The 20,719-nt window shown below is 69.2% G+C and carries 12 protein-coding genes and 1 tRNA gene; 5 read left to right on the forward strand and 8 right to left on the reverse strand.

Translation table 11 applies throughout. From position 1 onward, the window contains the following. Window positions 1-25: 25 nt before the first annotated feature. Entirely contained in the window at window positions 26-1,474 is a 1,449-nt protein-coding gene (locus tag EZE58_RS11335) for an aspartate aminotransferase family protein (protein ID WP_205772229.1), read from the reverse strand. A 78-nt stretch (window positions 1,475-1,552) separates the two neighbouring features. Next, window positions 1,553-3,037 carry a CoA-acylating methylmalonate-semialdehyde dehydrogenase gene (locus EZE58_RS11340; RefSeq protein ID WP_009381075.1) on the reverse strand — a complete coding sequence of 495 codons (1,485 nt, stop codon included), beginning with the start codon at window positions 3,035-3,037 and terminating at the stop codon, window positions 1,553-1,555. A gap of 116 nt (window positions 3,038-3,153) precedes the next feature. Here EZE58_RS11340 and EZE58_RS11345 point away from each other — a divergent pair, with 116 nt between their 5' ends. Continuing rightward, window positions 3,154-4,761 carry a PucR family transcriptional regulator gene (locus tag EZE58_RS11345; RefSeq protein ID WP_009381076.1) on the forward strand — a complete coding sequence of 536 codons (1,608 nt, stop codon included), beginning with the start codon at window positions 3,154-3,156 and terminating at the stop codon, window positions 4,759-4,761. A 41-nt stretch (window positions 4,762-4,802) separates the two neighbouring features. Here EZE58_RS11345 and EZE58_RS11350 read toward each other — a convergent pair whose 3' ends face one another. Continuing rightward, window positions 4,803-5,396 (reverse strand): short chain dehydrogenase, encoded by a 594-nt coding sequence (locus EZE58_RS11350; protein WP_009381077.1) that lies wholly within the window; start codon window positions 5,394-5,396, stop codon window positions 4,803-4,805. Between the two features lie 322 nt (window positions 5,397-5,718). Next, window positions 5,719-5,807: transfer RNA gene (locus tag EZE58_RS11355), tRNA-Ser, on the reverse strand. A gap of 736 nt (window positions 5,808-6,543) precedes the next feature. On the opposite strand from EZE58_RS11355, the gene EZE58_RS11360 reads away from it, so the two are divergent. Both EZE58_RS11360 and EZE58_RS11365 read left to right on the forward strand, forming a co-directional pair. Beyond that, complete coding sequence (locus tag EZE58_RS11360) at window positions 6,544-8,517, forward strand: LCP family protein (RefSeq protein ID WP_167560574.1); 1,974 nt, start codon at window positions 6,544-6,546, stop codon at window positions 8,515-8,517. After that, a complete protein-coding gene (locus tag EZE58_RS11365; protein ID WP_167560576.1) occupies window positions 8,514-10,850 on the forward strand; it encodes an FAD/NAD(P)-binding protein in 2,337 nt (778 codons plus the stop codon). The genes EZE58_RS11360 and EZE58_RS11365 overlap by 4 nt, the downstream gene beginning before the upstream one ends. Window positions 10,851-11,036: 186 nt before the next feature. Here EZE58_RS11365 and EZE58_RS11370 read toward each other — a convergent pair whose 3' ends face one another. Together EZE58_RS11370 and EZE58_RS11375 are read right to left on the reverse strand one after the other, a co-directional pair. Beyond that, complete coding sequence (locus tag EZE58_RS11370) at window positions 11,037-13,523, reverse strand: YhgE/Pip domain-containing protein (RefSeq protein ID WP_144588923.1); 2,487 nt, start codon at window positions 13,521-13,523, stop codon at window positions 11,037-11,039. Then, window positions 13,520-16,444: an MMPL family transporter gene (locus tag EZE58_RS11375; protein WP_167560578.1), complete on the reverse strand. Its 2,925-nt coding sequence runs from the start codon at window positions 16,442-16,444 to the stop codon at window positions 13,520-13,522. The genes EZE58_RS11370 and EZE58_RS11375 overlap by 4 nt, the downstream gene beginning before the upstream one ends. Window positions 16,445-16,615: 171 nt before the next feature. Here EZE58_RS11375 and EZE58_RS11380 point away from each other — a divergent pair, with 171 nt between their 5' ends. Both EZE58_RS11380 and EZE58_RS11385 read left to right on the forward strand, forming a co-directional pair. Then, the gene (locus tag EZE58_RS11380) at window positions 16,616-17,275 is read left to right on the forward strand and encodes a TetR/AcrR family transcriptional regulator (RefSeq protein WP_167560580.1); all 660 of its coding nucleotides are present in this window, start codon (window positions 16,616-16,618) and stop codon (window positions 17,273-17,275) included. Between the two features lie 24 nt (window positions 17,276-17,299). Then, window positions 17,300-18,316 (forward strand): hypothetical protein, encoded by a 1,017-nt coding sequence (locus tag EZE58_RS11385; RefSeq protein WP_009381091.1) that lies wholly within the window; start codon window positions 17,300-17,302, stop codon window positions 18,314-18,316. Here EZE58_RS11385 and EZE58_RS11390 read toward each other — a convergent pair. Both EZE58_RS11390 and EZE58_RS11395 read right to left on the reverse strand, forming a co-directional pair. Then, window positions 18,313-19,449: a C45 family peptidase gene (locus EZE58_RS11390; RefSeq protein ID WP_009381092.1), complete on the reverse strand. Its 1,137-nt coding sequence runs from the start codon at window positions 19,447-19,449 to the stop codon at window positions 18,313-18,315. The two genes, EZE58_RS11385 and EZE58_RS11390, sit on opposite strands and share 4 nt — an antisense overlap. After that, a complete protein-coding gene (locus EZE58_RS11395; RefSeq protein ID WP_009381094.1) occupies window positions 19,446-20,573 on the reverse strand; it encodes an MBL fold metallo-hydrolase in 1,128 nt (375 codons plus the stop codon). The genes EZE58_RS11390 and EZE58_RS11395 overlap by 4 nt, the downstream gene beginning before the upstream one ends. Window positions 20,574-20,719 lie beyond the last annotated feature (146 nt).

Consider the following 20,719-nt stretch of genomic DNA (forward strand, 5'->3'; position numbering starts at 1 on the left):
CGGCCGCCGGGTCCCAGCGTCCGATTCAGTGCACGTATCCGTCGGCGACGGCCAGCGCCCGGTCGAGCACGTCGAGGCCGCGGCGGACATCGGCGTCGGGGGTGTTGAGCGGGGGCACGATGTGGATGCGGTTGAAGTTCGCGAACGGGAGCACACCACCGGCCTTGAGGGCGGCGATGACGGCGTTCATCTCCGCAGACGATCCGCCGTAGGCCGCCATCGGCTCCTTCGTCTCCCGGTTCCGGACGAGTTCGACGGCCCAGAAGCAGCCCATCCCCCGGACGTCACCGACGGAAGGGTGGCGCTCGGCGAGCTCTCGCAGGGTGGGACCGATCACCTCGGCGCCGAGGCGGTCGGCGTTCTCGACCATCCCCTCCTCACGCATCGCCCCGATCGTCGCCACCGCCGCCGCGCACGCGAGCGGGTGCCCGGAGTACGTCAGCCCGCCGGGGTAGGCACGGTCGCGGAAGGTCTCGTAGATCGCCTCCGAGATCGCGACCCCGCCGAGCGGGACGTAGCCGGAGTTCACGCCCTTGGCGAAGGTGAGGAGGTCGGGGGTGACGTCCCAACGATCGACGGCGAACCAGCGTCCCGTCCGGCCGAACCCGGCCATGACCTCGTCGGCGATGTAGACGATGCCGTAGCGCCGGGTCAGCTCCCGGACGCCCGCGAGGTAGCCGGCGGGCGGACCGTAGATGCCGGCGGTGCCGGGCACGGTCTCGAGGACGAGGGCAGCGATGTTCGCCGGGCCTTCGAGGACGATGAGGTCCTCGAGGTGGCGCAGCGCGCGCTCGGTCTCCACCGCCTCGGTGGTCGAGCCGAAGTAGGAACGGTACTGGTAGGCGGGCATGAAGTGGACGACGCCCTCGGCCGAGTAGTCGTTGGGGAAGCGGCGCGGATCCCCGGTGACGTTGACGGCGAGCTGGGTGCCGCCGTGGTAGCTGCGGTAGGCGGAGAGGACCTTTGTCCGGCCCGTGTGCAGGCGCGCCATGCGGATCGCGTGCTCGTTCGCGTCCGCTCCCCCGTTGGTGAAGAACACGTGGTCGAGATCGCCGGGGGCGAGCTCGGCGATGAGGCGGGCGGCCTCCGAGCGGGCGTCGTTGACGTGCTGGGGTGCGATCGTGCACAGCCGTCCCGCCTGCTCCTGAATGGCGGCGACCACTGCGGGGTGCTGGTGGCCGATGTTCGTGTTCACCAGCTGCGAGGAGAAGTCGAGGAGCTTCCGACCCTCGCCGTCCCAGACATAGGAGCCCTCTGCCGCGACGACGGTCATCGGGTCGAACGGCCCCTGCGCCTGCCACGAATGGAAGACATGGGCGCGGTCGAGGTCGTGGGCGCGCCGCCCGGCCGCAAGCTGCTCGGCGGTGATTCGGTCGTCGGCGCGCCCGAGCCCGTCGGCGTCGGGGCGGTCCAGTGACGCCTCAGAAGTCGCGGGGTCCGTTGTGCGGGCAGCTGTGCCGATGGTCGTTGTCATCATTGTCCTTCGCCGAGGCGGTCCGGTCGTGACCGGACCGCCGATCGTTCGTGAGGTGGTCAGTGGTCCGTGGACTGGTCAGTCGTGGGTCGGGAAGCCGAGGTTGAGGCCGCCGTGGCTGGGGTCGAGCCAGCGGGAGGTGACGACCTTGCCGCGGGTGAAGAAGTGCACGCCCTCCTCGCCGTACGCGTGGGTGTCGCCGAAGAGCGAGTTCTTCCACCCGCCGAACGAGTACCAGCCGACGGGGACGGGGATGGGCACGTTGACGCCGACCATGCCGACCTCGACCTCGCGTTCGAAGCGGCGCGCGGCACCGCCGTCGTTGGTGAAGATCGCGGTGCCGTTGCCGTACGGGTTGGCGTTGATGAGTTCGAGGCCTTCGTCGTAGCCGGGCACGCGGACGACGGAGAGGACGGGTCCGAAGATCTCGTCGGTGTAGATCGACATGTCCGGGCTGACGTGGTCGAAGAGCGTCGGATTGAGGAAGAACCCGTCGGCGGGGACATCGTCCCGGCCGTCGAGGACGACGGTGGCTCCCGCCTCGGCGCCGGCATCGATGTAGCCTGCCACCTTGTCACGGTGGGCGGCGGTGATGAGCGGCCCCATATCGGGTTCGGTCGCGCCGTCGCCGACGCGCAGGGTGCGGGTGCGTTCGGCGATCTTCTCCACGAGCTCATCGGCGATCTGCTCGACGGCGACGACGACGGAGATCGCCATGCACCGCTCCCCCGCGGCGCCGTATCCGGCGTTGACGGCGGCATCGGCGGCGAGGTCGAGGTCGGAGTCGGGGAGGACGAGCATGTGGTTCTTCGCCCCGCCGAGGGCTTGGACCCGTTTGCCGGTGGCGGTCCCGGTCTCGTAGACGTACTTCGCGATCGGGGTGGAGCCGACGAAGGACACCGAGGCGACGTCCGGGCTGGTGAGGATCGTGTCGACGGCCGCCTTGTCGCCGTGGACGACGTTGAAGACACCGTCGGGCAGTCCGGCCTCCTGCCAGAGGGCGGCGAGCCAGTTCGCGGCGCTCGGGTCCTTCTCGCTGGGCTTGAGGACGACGGTGTTGCCGGCGGCGATCGCGACGGGGAAGAACCACATGGGGACCATCGCGGGGAAGTTGAAGGGCGAGATGATCGCTGAGACACCGAGCGGCTGGCGCAGCGAGTGGACGTCGACGGTCGTCGAGACGTTCTCGGAGAAGCCGCCCTTGAGCAGGCCGGCGATGCCGCACGCGAACTCGACGACCTCCTGCCCGCGGGCGATCTCGCCGAGGGCGTCGGAGAGGACCTTGCCGTGTTCGGCGGTGATGATCTCGGCGAGCTCCTGCTTGCGGGCGTTGAGCAGTTCGCGGAACGCGAAGAGGATCGCCGTGCGCTTGGCCAGGGACGTGTCGCGCCAGCCGGGGAACGCCTCGGTGGCGGCCCGGATCGCGCCTTCCGTGGTGGCGGCATCGGCGAGCGCGACCTCCCCCGTGACCTCTCCGGTGGCGGGGTTCGTCACCTCGCCGAGGCGGGTGTCGGGTCCGGCGGGAACGGTCCGTCCGTTGATCCAGTGGGAGATGGCGGCCATGGGGGTGTCCTTCTGCGTCGATGACAGGGGTGCTCTGCTCCCATCGTCGTCGCCCACCCGGCCGCACGACAGTGTCAGAGTGTCAGTTCTGCCGTCTTGAGAATTACACTGTGTCAATGAACGTTGAGAGGTCGGAGGCCGCAGCGAGCCTCACCGTCGCCGGGGTGCTCGATCTCGAGGAGATCCGCAGCGGTGCGCCCGAGGTCGTGGCCGGGGAGGCCGACCTCGATCGCCCGATCCGGTGGGTGCACATCGCCGATTCCGAACACGTCGAGCAGTTCCTCGAAGGCGGCGAACTCGTCCTTACGACCGCGCAGACCTTCCGCCGCTCCCCTGCCGCAATGACGGTCTTCCTCGATCAGCTCGAGGCGGCTGGTGCCGCGGGTGTCGTCGTCGAACTCGTCGACGATGCCTCGGATCCGGATGAGCAGGCCGCCGAGGTGGTCCGCCATGCGGCGTCCGGGCGCGAGCTTCCCGTCGTCGTCCTCACGCATCGGATCAAGTTCGTCCGCATCACCGAGGTCGCCCACCGCTCGCTGCTGGCCGAGCAGCTCGGGCGTCTCGAACGGGCGCGGGAGATCCATGAGACCTACACGCAGCTCAGCCTCGAGCGGGCCGAGGTCAGTGCGATCGTCGCGCGCACTGCCGAGCTGCTCGGAGCCCCGGTCGTCCTCGAGGATGTCGCCCATCGGGTGCTCGCCCAGGCCGGTCCGGGAGCAGAGGCGCTCGTCGCCAACTGGGTCGCACTCGTCTCCGGGGCCGACGCGTATGTCCGACGTGACTGGCCGCAGATCCCGGTCGGTCTGCAGTCGCGGCGGTGGGGCCGCCTCGTCGTGCCGGGCCTGCCGACCGGCGCGGCCAATGTCGAGCAGATCATCGAACGGGCGGCACAAGCGCTCACGCTCACCCGCATGGCAGAGACCGACGAACGGGATCTGCTGCTCCAGGCCCAGGCGGGTTTCGTCCGCGAGCTCATGGATGTCGGCGCCGAGGACGAGGCGCAGGCCAGAGCCCGGGCGCGTTCGCTCGGGTTCGAACCGCCTGGCGCGTCGCGGCTTGTGCCCGCCGTCATCCGCCTCGACCGGGATCCGAGCACGGATCCGACGCGGATGCAGCTATGGGAGCGCGCACTCATCCAGGAGGCGACTGCCGCTGCCGCCCGAGCCGGTGTCTCGACGCTGTCGACGGGACTGCAGTCCGGGTCGTTCGGGCTCGTCCTCGCTCTGCCTGGGCGCGGCGATGAGTCGAAGGCTCTGCACCGCGTGTTCGAGGAGATCGCCGATCTCGGGACGACGTGGGCGGTGGGGGTGGGCCGGAGCAGCTCGTCCCTGCTCACGGCGGTGTCGCGTCTCGAGTCAGCCGCTCAGGTCGCCGAGGTGGTCGCCACCCTCGATGTCCGCGAGCAGGTCTTCTACCGCGCCGGCGACGTGCGGCTGCGCGGACTGCTCGCGCTCCTCGGCGACGATCCTCGGCTGCGCGGCTTCGCCGAAGGGGAGCTCGGACCGCTGCTCGAGACCGACGACGAGGAGATGCTCGACTTCCTCGAGCTCGTCCTCGCCCACGGTGGGAACAAGTCAGCGGTGGCACGGGCCGGGTTCCTCTCCCGACCCGCCCTCTACGCGCGGCTCGCGAAGCTCCAGGACCGACTCGGCGTCTCCCTCGACGACGCCGAGTCGAGGACCGCGCTCCACGTCGCCCTCCTGTGGTGGCGGATGAATCGGTGAGGAGCCGCACCGGATGAATCGGTGAGGCGTACTGACAGGGCTCAGACGGTCAGGGTGCGGCCGGTGACGTTGCCCTCGACGGCACGCACGAAGGCCGCGGCCACCTCCTCATCGGTCACGGGGATCATCCCGGCGAAGGCGTCGTGGAAGTGCGGCGAGTTCGCGAGCACATTGGGGCTGACGGCATTGATCCGGATCCCCCTCGGCAGCTCCGGGGCAGCGGCCATGACGAAGGACTCGAGTGCGCCGTTGGCCAGCGCGGCCGCTGCCGCGGTCGGCACCGATTCGCGACTGAGGACTCCGCTGGTCAGCGTGATCGATCCGCCGTCCCGAACATGGTCGAGGCCCTGGGTGACGAACTCGACCTGGCCGAGGACCTTCGAGGTCAGGGCCGAGAGATAGTCGTCGCGGGTGAGGTCGGTGACGGGTTTGAATGGGACGGAGCCGGCGGCGACGACGATGGCATCGACCTCGCCGACCGCGTCGAGCAACCCCTGGATCGACGCGGGATCACTCGTGTCGACTCCTGGGTCCGTCGACCGTGAGGCGGAGATGACCTCGTGTCCGCGCGCTTCGAACTCGGCCACGGCCACCCGCCCGACATGACCGCCTGCTCCGACGACAAGAATTCTCATAGTGGGCACTCCTTCGCACCTTTGCTTCTCGTGCGGATCGCCGAGGACTCGGCGGTTCGCCCGGTCATCGCCGGCAAGGTCCGACCGGCACACACCACACTAGACTCCGGCACTGACATTCAGGGGATCCGCCGACTCCTCGGCTGTTTGTGGTCGAAGAACCGAGGATTCTGAGCCGTTTGGGCGTTTTTCCCTCAGTTATTCGACCACAACGGGGAGGCCAACAGACCTCGTGCACAGTCGGCTCTCCGGCCGCAGCCGGGCACGCAGAAGCCCCTGCGATCCGCTCAGACAAACGGATCGCAGGGGCTTCTCACAAACGCGGAGCCGGTGGGATTTGAACCCACGGTCCCCAGTTCAAGGGACTTCACCTTAGCAGGGTGATGCTTTCGGCCGCTCAGCCACGACTCCAGATTCTCGCCTCGGGGCGACACGCTCGACGCATGCCCCGAAACCACAGTTGACACTGCGAAGACCAGCCTATGCGAAAGGAACCTCCCAGAGCAAAGTTCACTGCGGCAGAGTGGGCTTGATCATAGTCGCTGGTACGAGGATCGTCGCATTTGCTGATGTTAGGGCGGTTTCGCAGGCGCATATCCGCGCGAATTCCAGCATTCGTCAATGTAGGGGCGTAAAATCGACCTGATGTGACCCGTGGTTCGCGCTCCGATACGCCCCCAACGACGGACATTGCGGGAGACATCTGCGCCGAAGACGAGGCGTCAACGGCCCGACACGCGGCGCACGAGATGAGCAACGAGGAGTTAAGAACTTGCCAGAGTTTCCCCCTGACAAGAGAGGACCTCAGGGGAGCGACCCCGATTCTCCATCTGCAGGCCGCCGCCTCCGCGCGTCATCCCGCCCCCGCTTCCGCGGCGAGGCCGCCGCCAGCTCGACCGAGAACCACACCGATGCACCGCCGCAGTCCCCGCGCGGCGCCGACTCGACCCGCCGGGCCTCCGAACCAGCCCCACCGTCTGCCGCCCACCAGCCTCCGCGTCCGTCCGGCTCCGATTCCCGCGGGGACTACTCCCTCAACAGCTCTCGCCGAGGCGGCTCCACCTCCGATTCGTCCGACGAGCAGTCGCCCCGGTCGAAAGCCCCGACCCCGCGTCCCGTCGCACCCCGCACCCGCCGTGAGGCGAGGATGCTCCGCGCGGCTGCCGCCGGCGGGGCGAGCGCTGCCGGCGTCGCCGCAGCCGCCGGCAACGTTGACCGCGGGCGCTCCTCCGCACCTGAGTCCCGAACCGCCTCGGCGCGGGCCGACGATTCCCGCGCAGATCAGGATCAGCGCTCCTCCCGGGACTCCGACTCCGGCCGTCGCCGCTCGCAGCGCGCAGCCGCGGCGGCGGCTCCGACAGCCGCAGCGGCAGCACCGGCAACCGCCGTCAGCGCCGGCTCCCCCGCCCCGGGCAACAGCTCCGGCTCCGGCTACAGCTCCGGCAACAACGGCAACGGTGACGGTGACAAGCCCGCCTCCGGCGGTCCCGAGCGCGCCCGCCGTCATTCCTCCCGCCTCGGCGAGGCCTTCCCCAGCCTTGTCGGATGGACGTCGCTGAGCACCCTGCTTCCGGGCATCGGACTCCTGCGCACGCGGTTCCGTCCGCTCGGCCTCATCGTCTTCGGCGGGTTCGTCCTCACGATCCTCTTCGTCATCGGCTACCTCCTCATCAAGGGACCCGTCCACGCGATCGGCACGATCATCGCGAGCCCCTCCCTGCTCAACTTCATCGCGTTCGCCGCCGTCGCCGTCGGTCTCATCTGGATCATCGTCGTCGTCCTCTCCTACCTCGGACTCCGGCGCGGGCATCGCTACCTGCCCTGGCAGAACCGCCTCTCCGGTGTGCTCATCGTCTCCCTCGTCCTCATCATCGGGATCCCCTTCGGCATCGGCTCCGTCTACGCCCGCGTCCAGAGCGACACGATCGCGAGCCTCTTCGGCGAGAGCACTGGAAAGACGGTCGACGCCAAGGAGCTGTGGAAGGACAAGCCCTACATCAACGTCTTCCTCATCGGCCGCGACAACGGCGACGACCGTCAGGGCACCCGCCCGGATACTATGCTCGTCGCCTCGATCGACACGAAGACCGGCAACGCCGCCCTCATCTCCGTGCCGCGCAACCTCGCGTTCCCGATCTTCCCCGAAGGCAGCCCCGAGGCCGAGGTCTGGCCCAACGGGTTCCGTCCCACCGGGGACTCCTCGGAGGACCTCATCAACGCCGTGTGGCAGTGGGGCGAGCAGAATCCCGACGCCGTTGGCGAAACGAACGGCCTCGAACCGGGGATGACGGCGACGATGGCCGCGGTCGAAGGATCACTCGGCCTCAATCTCGACTACTGGGCTTCGGTCGACATGGCCGGGTTCGAGGACGTCGTCGACGCCATCGGCGGAGTGAACATCGACGTCGAACGCCCCATCCCGATGGGCGGCGGCAAGTCGATGTCCGGAGTGCCGAACCGGGTCTTCGGCTGGATCGACCCCGGTCAGCAGAACCTCAAGGGCAAGAAGGCCCTGTGGTACGTCCGCTCCCGTGAGGGCAGCGACAACTACGACCGCATGTGCCGTCAGCAGCGGATGCTCAAGACGATGCTCGAGCAGATCGACCCGCAGGAGCTCGCCGCGGCCTACCCGAAGCTCGCCGGGTCGGCGACGAAGAACATCGCGACCTCGATCCCCCAGAACGAGATCCCGGCCTTCATCGAACTCGCCGTGGCCATGCAGAAGGGCGACGTGACGACGGTCCAGATCAACAACGACGTCACCCCCACCTACAACCCCGACTTCGATGTCCTCCACAAGTGGATCCAGGGCGAGATCAAGGGTGCCTCCGACGGCGCCGAATCGCCGCGCCCGACGAACGACCCGTCGAAGACTGACGGAGCCGCCGACTCCGGTGACTCCTCGGAGTCCTCGGAGGACCAGGGCCAGGGCCAGCAGGACCACAGCCAGGACGTCGAGACCGGCACCGATGCCCCGAGCGGCGACGGTGCGGGAACCTCGACCGATGACTCGGGTGTGCCCGGCGAACCCAACGCCGAGGGCAAGTGCTACCCCAAAGACTACCAGCCCGGTGACCCCTGGCCCGGCTACCCCGGCCCGGGCGCCGGAGACCAGGAGTGAGCGCCGACCACTCCGTCGCGATCATCGGGGTCGGCCCACGCGGGCTGAGCGTCCTCGAGCGACTCGTTGCCCTCGGTGCCCGCCGCTGGGATCCCGCGCGCGGACCGATCGTCATCCACCTCGTCGACCCGTACCCACCGGGTGCGGGCATCGTCTGGCGCACCGACCAGCCGACGAGCCTGCTCATGAACACGACGATCGGCGAGCAGACGATCTTCCCCGACGGCAGCTGCTCCTTCCTCGCCGAGGCGATCGATGCCGGTGACGCGGCCCGCCCCGACGACCGCACCCCCGGGTCCACCGACAGCTCCTCCGAAGAGTCCGCCCCCTCCACCGGGGCGGCGGTCCCCTCCCCCGATGCGGCCGGCCGCTCTCCGTTCGGTCCGTCGATGGCCGAGTGGTACCGCGCATCCGGCGGCACCGAGCCCGTCGATTCGACGTTCCCCAGCCGCACCCTCTACGGGGAGTACCTCAGCGACGCCTACGCCCGGATCCGCGACTCCGCCCCCGATTTCATCCAGATCGTCGAACACCGCACCCGCGCCGAGTCGGTCATCGACCTTCCCGCCGTCGACCTTCCCGGTGACCCCGCCGAGGCGGTTCCCCCTCAGCTCATCCGGTGCGAGGACGGAACGACGATCATCGCCGCAGCCGTCGTCCTCGCCGTCGGCCACATCCCCAGCACTCCGACCGAGGAGCGTGCCCGTCTCGCCGCCTTCGCCCAGCGCTCAGGCGGGATCTACATCCCCCAGAGCCTCCCGGCCGAAGCCCCGCTCGACGAGATCCCCGCCCACGCGCGCGTCCTCGTCCGGGGCATGGGGCTCAACTACTTCGACGTCCAGACGCTGCTGACGATCGAGCGCGGCGGCAGCTTCGTCGACGCCGGCACGTCAGATGGCGCCGGCACGTCGGACGCCGGCGCATCCGCCGCGGAGTCCGCCGCGGAGTCCGACGCATGGTCCGATAACTCCGCGACCTCGACCGCCTCCGGGACCGTCCGCTACCTCCCGAGCGGGAAGGAACCCGCCCTCTTCCTCGGCTCCCGGCGCGGCATCCCCTACCGGAGCAAGCCGATCAGCCACGAGCATCCGCGCTCGGCTTGGCCGCTGCGGTACTTCACGAAGGAGAATGTCGCCCTCCTCGCCGGCATCGACGATCTCGAGGGCGAACGCCGGGCCGGGGCCCGCTTCAACGACCAGCTGTGGCCGCTCATCCTCGCCGACCTCCGCTTCGCCTACTACCGCACGCTCGCGCGCACGGATCCCGACGCGTTCGCCGACGATCCCGGGCGCCTGCGCGAAGCCATCGCCGAGGCGGTCTCCCGCCACCTGACCCGCCGCACCTGGCAGGAGACCCACCCGGAGGCCGAGTCGGCGAGCGACTCCTCCCGCCAGGGCCGTGTCACGCGTGAGGCCTTCGCCTGGGCGGAGATCGAAGAGGAGCTCGTCCCCGATCCGGCTCACCGGATGTCGCTCCACGATCTCCTCGACCCGCTCGACGGGCTCGAGTTCTCAAGCCGCGAACCCGGCGAACCGGACTCCCTCCACGACTGGATGCTCGACTTCCTCCGCACCGACCTGCGCGACTCGCTCGCCGGCCCCAAGGACAGCCCGGTCAAAGCGCTGTTCATGGTCCTCTGGCAGTCGAGGCTCCTTCTCAAGGAGCTCATCGCCGCTGGCCACATCGATCCGGTGAGCGTCGACATGGAGATCCGCGGCTGGTTCGAGGGCTTCGTGTCCGGAATCTGCGACGGTCCCCCGCCGAGGCGGATCGCCGAACTCATCGCCCTCGCCGAGGCGGGCGTCGTCCGCTTCATCGGCCCCGATATGCACATCGGCGAGAACCCCGAGTACTCGGTGGAGACGGACCCGCAGAGTTCGACCGCACAGGATCCCGCAGCATCGGTGGAATCCGCAGCATCGGTGGACTCCGGTGCTGACGACGATCCTCTCCCGCAGATCTTCGCGGTCACCTCGGCGAGGGTGGTAGGAACGATCACGGGAAGCGTCGTCATCGATGCCGCCTCCCCGACGAACTCCCTCGCTCTCGCCGCCGATGTCCTCATCCACGGGATGGTCGACCGCGGTCAGCTCACCCCGGCCCGCCTGACCTTGGACGACGGTCGCGAGAAGCGGCTGAGCGGTCTCGCGGTCACGGAGCGCCCCTACCGCACGATCGACGAGGAGGGTTCGGCCCATCCGCGTCGCTTCGCACTGTCGATCCAGCTCTCCTCGGTCCAGTGGGGTCTTGCGATCGCGGCCAACCCCGACTCCGATGCGACGACTCTCGCGGACTCGCACGCTGCCGCCGAGGCGATCCTCGACCTCATCTGAGGCCCGGGCCGACGAACCCGGTCGCTGCTGGAACAAGCTGATCGCTCCGGCACTCTCGATCCACGCGCAGCCGGGAATCCGCGTCGCGGGCGACGCGGAATCCGTGCCAACTGTGGATCGAGCGGACGGGTGGTTGCAACGAGCGGACGGAAGGCTGGATCGAGCGGGCGGGTGGCAGGCTCCGGCCTACGCCATGGCGAGGGCGGCCTCCGGCTTCGTCGTGCGCGCCCGCACGATCGCGAGCAGCGAGGCCACGAGCCCGATGACCGCCCACGCAAGCAGCCCACCATACGCCGCGGCCAGCCCCGGGGTGCCCGCCGCGATCGCTGCGAACCCGTTCATCGCGGGGGTCAGCGGCAGCAACGGGGCGATGAACGTGAAGAACTCGGGCACCGCACCGATCGTGCGACCGGCGACGGCGAGGACGACTGCGATCACCGAGAGGAACCTGCCCACTCCCCCGAGCCACGCGACGAGCGCGAAGTTGAGGATCATGAACACGATCGCGGTGACGAACGTGAGGACCGCGATGTCGAAGCCCTGGATGGCGTCGATGTCCATGACGGTGACCGCGAGGATCGCGAGCACGAGCGCCTGGACGAGACCGACGGCGACACCCGGCACCAGCCCGCGCAGCCACACGAGGACCGAGGACTGCGTCGACAGCAGCGTCGAGGACGGGATGGGCTTGAGCACGGTGTAGGTGACGAGTCCGCCGACCCAGAGGGCGAGCATGATGAGCAGGGCGATCGTCGATCCGGTGAGCAGGTTCGTCACCGAATCCGTGTCCGGTGCCTCGATGTTCGCCGCGGCGACCGTTGAGAGCGTGTCCCGTTCCGGGGCCGTGTACGAGGGCACCTCGTCGGCACCGTCCTGGACGCCGTCGGAGAACTCCCCGACGCCGTCGGAGTACTTCTCCGATCCGTCGGCGAGCTGGTCGAGTCCGCCCGCAAGATCCTGCGATCCCGTCGCCGCCTGGGACACACCCGTCGTGTACTTCCCGACACCGCCGGCGAACTGGTCGGCGCCCTCGGCGAGCTTCCCGGCACCGTCATCGAGCTTCCCGGCACCGTCAGCGGCCTCGGCGATGCCGTCGGTGAGCTTGGGCATCCCGTCGGCGAGCCGCTGGGTGCCGTCACTGAGGTCGGAGGCTCCGTCGGCGAGCTTGGCATTGCCGTCGGCGACCCCGGACGCCCCCTCGCGCAGCCCCTTCGAGGCCTCGAGGAGCTTCGGCGCGTTGTCGGAGATGTCCTTCATCCCCTTCGCGAGGTCGCCGAGGCCCTTCTCGAGCCCCTTCGCGAACTCGCTCATTCCCGAGCTGAGTTCGGCGCTGCCGTCCTTGAGGGACGCCGCCCCGCCGAGGAGGGACTGCTCGTCGTCGGTCGAGCCGAGACCGTCGACGGCTGAGCCCAGCCCACCCGAGGTGCCGTTGAGCAGCCCCTGTGCGTAGGCCTTCTCCATCCCGGCGCAGACCTCGTCGGGGGTGCCCGCCGGGCACAGCTGTGCCCGGATCTGGTCGGACTCGCCGCTCGAGATCATTCCCGCGCTGACAAGACCGTCGAGGCCCGGGTTCGACTGCGCCAGCTGGTCGGCACCGTCGGCGCGCTTCTGCAGTTCGTCTCGGTACGACCCCAGGCCGTCGGAGAGCCCGCCGGCTCCTTCCGCGACACCCTGGGCGCCCTTGTCGAGGTCCTTCGCCCCGTCGATGAGGTCGTCGAGGCCGCCCTCACCGGAGCCCGAGCCGCCGGCCCCCGACCCGGAGAGTCCCCTGATGATCTCGTCGATCGAGGTCGTGTACTCGTCGACGCCGTCGGAGAGGTCCCCCGCCCCCTTCGAGAGGTCGTCGGCTCCGGTCGAGAGCTCGTCGGCACCGTCGGCGAGCTTCTGCGTGTTCTCCGGCAGGTCCTTCGTCTGTGTCTTCATGGTGTCGAGGCCGGTCGCGAGCCCCGAGGTGCCTTCGGCGAGATCGCCCGCGCCCTTCGCGAGGTCCCCGGCACCCTTGTTCAGCTCACCGCCCGACTCGTCGAGCTGGCCCATTCCGTCGGCGAGTTCACCGGCTCCGTCGGCGGACTGCCGGGTGCCCGATGAGAGCTGCTGGGCTCCGTCGTCGAGTTCGCCCGCGGCATCTCCGAGTTTGCGCATCTGCGTGCCGATGTCGTTGAAGCCGAGGTAGATGTTGTCGAGGTAGTTCTCGGTCATCGACGTGTTGAACGTCGTCCGGGCCACCTCGGCGACCGAACGGGAGATGAGCTGGTCGCTGGCCGGGACGACCCCGGAGACGTCGACGTCGAGCTGGGTCTGCGTCGCGGACTTCGCATCCGAGACCGAGGTGACCGCCCGGGAGAACCCTTCGGGGATCGTCAGCCGGGCCGCGTACGTGCCGTCGGCGAGTCCCTTCTCCGCGTCCTCCTCGTCGGTGATGACCCAGTGGATGTTGTTCTCCGTCTCGCCGACGAGTCCGCTGGTCAGCTCACGGCCGATGGGCACGGTCTTCCCGTCGACCTCCGCGCCGTCGTCGTTGTTGACGATGGCCGCGTCGATCGTCTCGAGGCGGTCGCTGCTCTTCCACGTGGCAAGGATGAATCCGGCGGCCACGATGATGGGGATGAGCACGAGGCCTGCGAAGGACACCCACGTCACGGGCCTCTTCGAGTTCGCTCGCTCAAGTCTCATGACTGTACGCCTTCCCTGTTGAAGTCATCGGCGCGCACGCCGGGTCCATCGCCTCTCTCGCCGAGGCGGTCCTCGCCTGCCGTGGGGCTCCCGCCGAGGCGGTCGTCCGGATCGTCGACCGCGGTCGCTTCGCCGTCGGCCGTCGCACCGACGGCCGCGTCGTCGAGATCGAGGTGGAGGTAGTCCGCGTTCGGCGCGAGGATGCCCCGCACGTCCCCGTCGGGGAGGGCGAGGACGAGAGCCGTGCCGTCGGCGGTGAGCTCGGGCAGGGCGTCGGCGAGGTACCGTCCCTGACTGTGGGCGAGCGCCTCAGCGCCGTCGATGACGAGGAGATCCGGTGGATTCGCCCGCAGTCGGGCGATCTCCCCGGCTCCCGGTGCCGGTGTTCCCACCCTGCCGAGGTCGAAGAACGGCACCGTGCGCCTGACCTTGCCCGCGTGTTCGGGGAGGACAAGGGATCCGATCTTCAGTTCGCCTGCGCTCAGGGGCACACGCCCGGTGAGCGCGAGGAGCAGCGCGGTCCGGTCGGTGCCGCTGACGACGAGCGTCTGCCCGGGCAGGAGTGCGAGGTCGACGTGGGAGAAGCCCCTGCCGCCGGCGCTCACCCCGAGACCGCGCCCGTAGATCCGGTAGGGCGAGTTCGGTTCGGGCCAGTCGCGCAGCGCCACCTCGTGGGCGAGCCCCTCCCCTTCGACGTCGAGGCGGGGAAGGATCCGGTCGAGCCACGTCGGCAGCCACCACGCCTTGTCGCCGAGGAGCTGCATGATCGCGGGCACGAGCGACATCCGCACGAGGAAAGCGTCGACGAAGATGCCTGCGGCGAGCGCCAGCGCGATCGATTTGATGATCGGCTCACCGGCGGGGACGAAGGCGGCGAAGACGGAGAACATGATGACGGCGGCGGCGGAGACGACGCGGGCCGAGGACATGAAGCCCGCCCGGATCGCCGCGGTCGCACTCGCCCCGTGGACGTAGGCCTCGCGCATCCCGGAGACGAGGAAGACCTCGTAGTCCATCGCGAGGCCGAAGAGGATGCCCATGAGGATGATCGGCAGGAAGCTGATGACCGGCCCGGTCTGGTCGATCCCGAGGGGGCCGGCGAGGAACCCCTCGTGGAAGACGAGGACGACCGAACCGAAGGAGGCGAAGACCGAGAGGAAGAACCCGCCTGTGGCCTTGAGCGGTACGGCGATCGAGCGGAAGACGATCGTGAGGAGGATGATCGAGAGGCCGACGACGAAGATGCCGAAGGGCACGAGCGCCTTGCCGAGCTGATCGGAGACGTCGATCTGGATGGCCGTGGCCCCGGTGACGGCGGTCTCGAAGCCGTAGTCGTCCTCGATCTGGGTGCTCAGGTCCCGGAGTCGGTTGACGGTGTCGAGGGTCGCCGGGTCGTCCGAGGCGGTCGTCGGGATGATCTGGAAGAGCGCGGAGGTCGCATCCCGGTTCGGTGTGGCGAGCACGACCTCGTCGACGCCGGGGACCGCGGCGATGCGCTCCTCGATGTCCTCGACGTCGCCGAGCGGGTCGTCGGAGGTGACGATCTGGCTCGTCATCACCAGCGGTCCGTTGAAGCCGGGGCCGAAGTGCTCCTCGATGAGGTCGTACGTCGTCCGCGCCGGGCTGCCCTCCTCCTGGCTGCCGGCGGTGGGCAGGGAGAGCTGGAGCTGGGAGGCGGGGATCGCGAAGAGGCTGAGGCCTCCGACGATGAGGACGATCGTCACGATCGGCGCCTTCGTCACCAGGGACAGCCAGCCGGCGAAGAACCGGTCGGTGCGGGTGGCCGGATAGGGCTCGCCCGCCTCGGCGAGGACGGCGGGATCGGTGCGGGGATCGGGTCCCCCGGAGGCGGCGGCCGCCTCGGCGCGGGCCATGGCCTTCCGGTACCGGCGGGAGGGCTTCGGGGTGATCTTCCCCTTCGCGATGCCGAGCAGTGCGGGGACCATCGTCAGGGAGATCATCACGGCAATCGCCACGGCGCCCGAGGCGCCGATGCCCATGACGGTGAGGAACGGGATGCCGGCCAGGGAGAGGCCGAGGAGGGCGATCATCACGGTGAGCCCGGCGAAGACGACGGCGGATCCGGCGGTCGCGGTCGCCCGTCCCGCAGCCTCCTGGGGTTCGAGGCCTTCGGCGAGGAGCGAGCGGGCGCGGGAGACGATGAAGAGCGCGTAGTCGATGCCGACGGCGAGGCCGAGCATGAGGGCGAGCATGATCGACGAGGAGTTCACCGGTCCGAACGCCGTCGAGCCGACGACGAGGAGGACGGAGATGCCGACGCCGATGAGCGCGGTGATGAGCGGCATGCCCGCGGCCCGGAACGAGCCGAGGGTGAGGAGGAGGACGATGAAGGCGATGACGACGCCGACGCCTTCGACCCAGGACACGTGCACCCCGGTGATCTGGAAGAGCTCACCGCCGGCCTCGACCTGGGCGCCGGGCAGGTCCGCGCGGATGGGGTCGAGGGCGGCCGTCAGGGCGTTCGAGGCGGTCTCCCCGCCGACCTCCTGGAGGGTCCCGTCGTATTGGACGGAGATCATCGCCGCCGACTTGTCCCCGCTGATCGCGCCCGTGACCATGTCGTCGAACGGTGAGGTCACAGCGTCGACGTGGGGCAGCTCGCCGAGGTCGTCGACGGCCTTCTCGATCGCGTCGCGGTAAGGCTGGTCCTCGACCGAGTCCCCGTCGGCGGCGACGACGATGACCGACGCCGAGGTGCCGGCGGCTTCGGGGAAGGTCGCGCGCATCGCGTCGAGCGCGGTCTGGGCTTCGGAGCCGGGCAGGGTGAAGTCGTCGTCGAAGTCCTTGGCGAAGGCGGCGACTCCCGCGGCGACGAGTCCGAGGATGACGAGCCAGAGTGCGACGAAGCGCAGCGGCTGACGGAACGCTCTGCGGCCGAGAGCGTAGAGGAATGTCGACACGGAAACCTCGATACAAAAGTGTATTGGATACAGTCATGTATTCTTGTTGACACCTCCCGCTCAGCGCAAATCACTGTGAGAGAATCGTGTGATTTCCCATGGGATGCTCAGTTTCATGCGGCCTCCCCGACGGGAGGCATCCCCACCCAGAGAGACGAAGACAGACAGGCGATGAACACAGAGAACCTCAGCGACCGCAGGCGCCGCACCCGTTCCACCCTCGTCGAAGCGGGGGTCTCCGTGTTCGCGGTCAAGGGCATCGAGGGCGCATCGATCGAGGAGATCTGCGAGGCCGGCGGGCTCACCCGCGGTGCGTTCTACTCGAATTTCTCCAGTCGCGACGACCTCGTCCTCGCAACGATCGAGATCCGCACCGCCGAGACCCTCGACCGCCTCGATGCGACGATCCAGCGGTGGAAGGAGCAGCTCGACGACACCGACGCCGGAGAGATCAGGCCCCTGCTCACCCAGTTCATCGAGGAGATCTTCACCGAGAACCTCCTCACCGCCGCCGATGCGATCGCCGAGCAGGAGATCACCCTCTACTGCCTGCGGGTGCCCGAGCTCTACGTGCGCTACCAGGAACTCGACGCCCGGCGATTCGAACGGCTGGCCCGTCTCGTCCAGACCGCGATCGACAACGTCCACGCGGTGCCGACGGTGCCGCTCGACAGCCTGCTCACCATCCTCATCTCGCTCTTCACCCACCTCTCCCTCGAGTCGGCGGCCGGTCTCGACCTCCACGAGACCGTCGACATCGACCCGAGCCTCATCGTCGAGGTGCTCCTCCGCTTCCTCGACTTCGACGGCCGGGAGTGCCCCCGCGCCTGAGACCCAGCGGCTAAGGTGGAGGGCGTGACTGAACTTCAGCGTGAATACACGGCCTTCATCAACAACATGGACGTCCGCCTCGGCGCGTTCGTCCTCGCGGACCTCCCCGAGTCCGTCGAGCAGGAGGACGGCACCCAGGCCCCGTTCCGCAAGGATCTCAGCCCCGAGTCCCTGCCGCTCATCGAGCACTTCGTGCTCTCCCGGTTCGCCACCCCCGACGAGGTGGTCGCCCCCGAGAACCACCGGTTCGTCGAGGGACTCATCCGCTACCTCGGCGAGACGTACCTGCGCTCCGTGGGCGGGGCCTGGGACCACGATGAGACGACGGGCAACGGGATGCCGTTCATCCGTCCCGACAACGCGCAGGGCCAGCTCGAGGGCGAGCCGATCCCCCTCGTCGCCGTCGTCCTCACCGCCGTCGACCAGCGCACGGGCGGGATCTTCACCGCCGTCCTCGACCGCGCCCAGCAGGAGCTCGGGGACGCCGAGCGCCGCACGAGCACGGGCCTGTCGATCGGAATGCTCACGCGACAGAACTCCACCGAGGAGGAGGTCGAGTTCCTCTCCCGCTTCATCGGGACCATCGAGCCCGGCATCGCCGCGTGGACGAAGGAGCAGGCCGACCCGGAGTCGTGGGCGCTCGACCGCGACAGCCTTGTGCGCCTCGGCAAGCAGCTCGCCGTCCGCTACGACACCCGAGACGAGATGATGGCCGACGACGAAGTCGCCTTCGTCGCCGGAGCGATGCGCTTCATCGGCGAGACGATCCGGCGCATCGGGCTCGGCCAGTGGCGCTACGGCGCCGACCTCGAAGCCGACGATCCGCGCAGCAAGCAGCCCTACATCCGTCTCGTCATCGGCGACCAGAACCTCGACCTCGTTCCGTGGAAGCTCGCGCAGGCCGCCCTCGAGGACTCCGAGGCGATCGCGAAGGGACTCGACACGGTCATCGAGATGCGCGAGGAGGAAGCCGCGGGGGCAAGCTCGTCGTCGGACGGCACGGACGCGCCTGCCGACAAGGACACGGCGTCGGAGAGCTAGAGCTGAAAGCGGCGGTTGCCGCGCAGTCCATCGGCCGGTGACCCGGGTGCGAGATCGATCGTCTTCGCACCCGGGTCGATCTGCACCGTCGCCAGGGTCGCTGACCGGTCGCCATAGAGTGCGCCGGGTTCCGGGAGGCACGAGACCGGAGGATCTCCCGGTCCCGTCGTGAGCAGAGCGACGAGGTCGGCGGTCGTCTCCGGGGCGGTGGTGCCCTCGATCTTCGCGGCGAGGTGGTCATACCGCGGCCGGGAGCTCGAATCCGCGCGCAGCTCGAGAGCTCCGGTCTGGAGATCGGGGTGGAGGAAGTGGTTCGTGTGCATGAGCACGCCCTCGTCCGCGATGTCGCCCGCCGAGGCCGGGGCGTCGGCCGGCAGGGGATCGCCGGGTCGGAGTTCGCGCTTGGTCTCCCCTGCGATCTCGACCTGGACGGCCGCCTCGGCGGTGACGACGGTGATGACCGACGACGAGGAGGTCGGGGCCGAGCGGATCGTCTCGAGCGCCTCGGCGAGATCATGCGCCGTCGACAGCACCTGGGCGAGGACGGCGTGGACGGGCACTCCCCCGGGCCGGTCGCCTGCGTGCTTGAGGATGTTGAGGTGGACGCCGACGCCGTCCTCGTTGAGGCCGATCTTGCCGAGCATCCCGTACTCGGCCATGCCGATATGGCGCAGCTGGCCGGGCACCGCGCCGACATCAGCAAGGTGCCACAGGGTCGAGAAGTCGGCGAGCCAGTCCCATGTCTGAGCCGAGATCGTCGCTCCCGGGCGGGTCCGGCTCAGCGTCGAGCATTCGGTGGGCGCCGCCTTGGCGAGCGTCATGATCTCGGTGCGGGCGATGACCTGCATGATCTCGTTCGTCGTCCGCCCCGACCCTTCGGCGACGGCGGAGATCTCGGCCGCCTGGTCGGGGGCCCAGTCGCCGAGGCGGGCGAAACTGTCGCCGGCAGCGGCCCGGACGTCCGCCTCGGCGATGCCGAGGAAGGAGAAGTAGCGCTGGTAGCCGGCGATCGCTGACCCGATGCCGGTGCGCAGGTCCCTGCCGCGCTGGAGTCCGCGCTGGACGTGGTCGCGGGCCCGGGTGACGAAGAGTTCGGGGCGGACGTTCGCGGCCGGGACGACCTCGGTGCTCATGGGCGCCCCTGCGGAACGAGCGAGTCCACGCCGACGTCGAGGTCGAGGTAGTGCATGTGCGCTGCGGTCTCGGCGAGGGCGGCGAAGAGGTTGAAGTGGTGGAGTTCGTCGAAGCCGCGTGCCCAGTGCAGGCCCTGGGCGATCGAGTAGACGGAGTGGTCGTCGGTCTCGGTCATCCGGGCTTCGATCTCGGCGAGGCGCCGCCGGTGGTGGTCGACGAGTTCACGGCTGCGCTCCTGCAGGCCCTGGAACCGGAATCCGTGGGCGGGGAGGACGGCGATGTCCCCGGGCAGGTCGCCGAGCTTCTCGAGCGAACCGAGGTAGTCGCCGAGGCTGTGGGTGATCGCCCCGGAGTCGAGGCCGATGTTCGGGGTGATCGTCGGCAGGACGTGGTCGCCGGAGAGGAGGAGCGCGTCCTCGCGGACGAAGGCCGTGTGACCGAAGGTGTGCCCGGGCGTCCACATCGCCGTGAGCCGCCCGGTCTCGAGCGGCAGGGTCGCCCCGTCCTCGAGAGTGAGGATCGAGTCGGGCAGGTGCGCCATCTGCAGGGCGAAGGGGTCCCGTCGGGGCTTCTCGCCATCGCCGGCCGGGCGGTCGCTGTCGCCGGCCGGGCGGTCGCCGTCCTTGGCCGGCCTGCTCACCTGGAGGCTCTCGACCTCGTGCCACCGCTCTTCGGGCACCCCGTAGGCGCGGGCGATGTTGAGGTTGGGATCCGTGCCGGTGCCGAGGTCGACCGCCCGGGAGGCGAAGCGCTTGACCGCACGGAGGTCCTCGCCATGGATGGCGAGCCACATCTCAGGGTTGGCCTTGAGGAGGGCGGGGACGAGTCCGATGTGGTCCCGGTGGTAGTGGGTGACGGCGATGCCGTGGATGTCGCTGACGGCGAAGCCGATCCCCGCCAGCGCCGAGGTGAGGGCCCCGAACTGGTCCCGTCCGTCCCAGCCCGGGTCGATGAGGGCGACGCCGGAGCCGTCGGCGATCGCGTAGCAGTAGGTGAAGACGAGCGGATTGTTCGGAATGGGGACCGGAATCGCCCAGACCCCCTCGGCGACCTCTTCGACGGCGGGGAGGACGCGGTCCTTCCACGCGTGCGACTGCTGGGGGCTGAGCGTTTCGATCGGCATACGGCGGTGTCCCTCTCTCCTCATCGAGCCTCGGCGAGGTTCTCCATCCAACCTACTCCCCTGGCACGAAAACTGAAAGATCGTTCGACAATGAAAATTGAACTCTGCGCATGCCAGCCCTCTGACAACGGATTTCGTTGATTTTC

This window comes from Brevibacterium sp. LS14, from assembly GCF_012027885.1.
In the GTDB taxonomy this organism is placed as follows: domain Bacteria; phylum Actinomycetota; class Actinomycetes; order Actinomycetales; family Brevibacteriaceae; genus Brevibacterium; species Brevibacterium casei.